Here is a 3,096-nt window from a genome sequence, read left to right on the forward strand (position 1 = left end):
TGGTATTGTGGCGACTACCTACTTTACCAGGTTTGACCCAAGTATCATCGGCGGTTCTGGGCTTAACTTCTCTGTTCGGGATGGGAAGAGGTGAACACCAGGCCAATAGTCACCAACAAGATCTTTGTTGGTTTATCAACAGTTTCTTTGAGTAATCAAAGTCATATTGGAAGTAGAAGAGCTAGGAAAGAAGATTTAAATGTGCAAGCTGTTGGGTAATTAGTACTGCTCAGCTGAATGTATTTCTACACGTATACTTGCAGCCTATCAACGTCGTAGTCTACAACGACCCTTATGTGGAAGATTCATCTTCGGGCTAGTTTCGCACTTAGATGCTTTCAGCGCTTATCTATTCCCCACATAGCTACCCGGCCATGCCCCTGGCGGGACAACCGGTTCACCAGCGGTGGGTCCACCTCGGTCCTCTCGTACTAAAGGCAGCCCCCGTCAATCTTCCTACGCCCACCACAGATAGGGACCGAACTGTCTCACGACGTTCTGAACCCAGCTCGCGTGCCACTTTAATCGGCGAACAGCCGAACCCTTGGGACCTTCTCCAGCCCCAGGATGTGACGAGCCGACATCGAGGTGCCAAACCTCCCCGTCGATGTGAGCTCTTGGGGGAGATCAGCCTGTTATCCCCGGCGTACCTTTTATCCTTTGAGCGATGGCCCTTCCATACAGAACCACCGGATCACTATACCCTGGTTTCCCACCTGCTCGACCCGTCGGTCTCGCAGTCAAGCCTGCTTGTACTATTGCACTCCACACACGGTTACCAAGCGTGTTGAGCAGACCTTTGGAAGCCTCCGTTACACTTTTGGAGGCGACCACCCCAGTCAAACTACCCACCATGCACGGTCCTTGACTTAGTCAAGTTAGATCCCAGGCCAGCGAAGGGTGGTATTTCAACGTTGGCTCCATGATGCCTGGCGACACCACTTCACAGCCTCCCACCTATCCTACACATCCCTGACCCGAAAACAATGCAAAGCTATAGTAAAGGTGCACGGGGTCTTTCCGTCCCGTGGCGGGTAAGCGGCATCTTCACCGCTACTACAATTTCACCGAGCTCACGGCCGAGACAGTGCCCAGATCGTTACACCATTCGTGCAGGTCGGAACTTACCCGACAAGGAATTTCGCTACCTTAGGACCGTTATAGTTACGGCCGCCGTTTACTGGGGCTTCGATTCAATGCTTCTCTTGCGATGACATCCCCTCTTAACCTTCCAGCACCGGGCAGGTGTCAGGCCCTATACGTCAACTTTCGTTTTGGCAGAGCCCTGTGTTTTTGCTAAACAGTCGCCTGGGCCATTTCTCTGCGGCCTCTCTGTCGCCAGAGGAGGCTCCCCTTCTCCCGAAGTTACAGGGTTAATTTGCCGAGTTCCTTAGCCGTGATTCACTCGAGCACCTTAGAATATTCTTCTCGACTACCTGTGTCGGTTTACGGTACGGGCTGCATACAGCTGGTGTTTCAAAAGCTTTTCTTGGAAGCGTTTTCGTCTGTTCGCTTCGCCCGTAGGCTCTGCTCAACGCACTATTCCGTCAGTACGTACAGACCACAATACTCCGTCACTTCTTCACACTGCATGCAGGGGCAGGAATATTAACCTGCTGTCCATCGGAGATCGCCTGTCGGCTATTCCTTAGGCCCCGCCTAACCCTCCGTTGATTAGCATAGCGGAGGAATCCTTAGTCTTTCGGTGTGCGGATTTCTCATCCGCATTATCGTTACTTATGCCTACATTTGCTTTTCTCACCAGTCCAGCACAGCTCACGCTGCACCTTCACCCCTGTGAGAATGCTCCCCTACCGATATGTATAAATACAATCGCATAGCTTCGGTAATATGCTTGATGCCCGTTTATTATCGATGCCCGCCCCGCTCGACCAGTGAGCTGTTACGCACTCTTTAAATGTATAGCTGCTTCCAAGCTAACATCCTGGCTGTCTCTGCAGTCGGACCCCCTTAGTTCAACTTAGCATATATTTTGGGACCTTAGCTGATGCTCTGGGTTGTTCCCCTCTCGGACTGGGACCTTAGCACCCCAGCCCTCACTGCCGTGTATATCATGCCCCATTCGGAGTTTGTCAGAGTTTGGTAGGATTTGACTCCCCCTAGCCCTATCAGTAGCTCTACCTGAACATGACTCAACCACGACGCTGTTCCTAAAAACATTTCGGGGAGTACGAGCTATTTCTCAGTTTGATTGGCCTTTCACCCCTACCCACAATTCATCCGAAAACTTTTCAACGTTTACCGGTTCGGTCCTCCACGATGTGTTACCAGCGCTTCAACCTGATCATGGGTAGATCACAAAGTTTCGCGTCTACAGCCACTGACTAATCGCCCTATTCAGACTCGCTTTCGCTTCGGCTCCTGTATTCAAATACATTAACCTTGCCAGTAACCGTAACTCGTAGGCTCATTATGCAAAAGGCACGCCGTCACCCATTATAGGCTCCGACCGCTTGTAAGCGCATGGTTTCAAGTTCTATTTCACCCCGCTGCTCGCGGTACTTTTCACCTTTCCCTCACGGTACTAGTTCACTATCGGTCTCTCAGGAGTATTTAGCCTTGGCGGATGGTGCCGCCGGATTCAGAGGGGATTCCACCGGTCCCCACTTACTCAGGATACTCACTCAGATAAAATCACTGCCTGTACGGGGTTCTCACCCTCTACGACTGGCCTTCCCAGACCATTCCAGTTCGCTATTTATCCACTTGGTGAGTCCTACAACCCCAGTCTGGCCGTAACCAGGCTGGTTTGGGCTGTTCCGCGTTCGCTCGCCACTACTTGCGGAATCACTATTGTTTTCTTCTCCTGCGGGTACTTAGATGTTTCAGTTCCCCGCGTTTGCCCCCCGTAGGGTAATGTAGCTTCACTACACTGGGTTGCCCCATTCGGATATCTTCGGATCAATTTGTATGTGCCAATCCCCGAAGCTTTTCGCAGCTTATCACGTCCTTCATCGCCTCTGAGAGCCTAGGTATCCCCCATGCGCCCTTAATTCGCTTGCGCGACTTCTATTTCTTTGCTCTTCTACTTCTCAATATGTCAATGAACTCGTTACCAAGCTTCCTTGGTAATGT

At 51.3% G+C, this 3,096-nt stretch carries 2 rRNA genes; both read right to left on the bottom strand.

From position 1 onward, the window contains the following. Positions 1–5: 5 nt before the first annotated feature. Positions 6–117, bottom strand: a 5S ribosomal RNA gene (gene rrf, locus KOD92_RS27310). Between the two features lie 82 nt (positions 118–199). Beyond that, a 23S ribosomal RNA gene (locus KOD92_RS27315) occupies positions 200–3,025 on the bottom strand. Positions 3,026–3,096: the final 71 nt, after the last annotated feature.

Source organism: Dyadobacter linearis, assembly GCF_907165045.1.
Taxonomy (GTDB): Bacteria; Bacteroidota; Bacteroidia; order Cytophagales; family Spirosomataceae; genus Dyadobacter; species Dyadobacter linearis.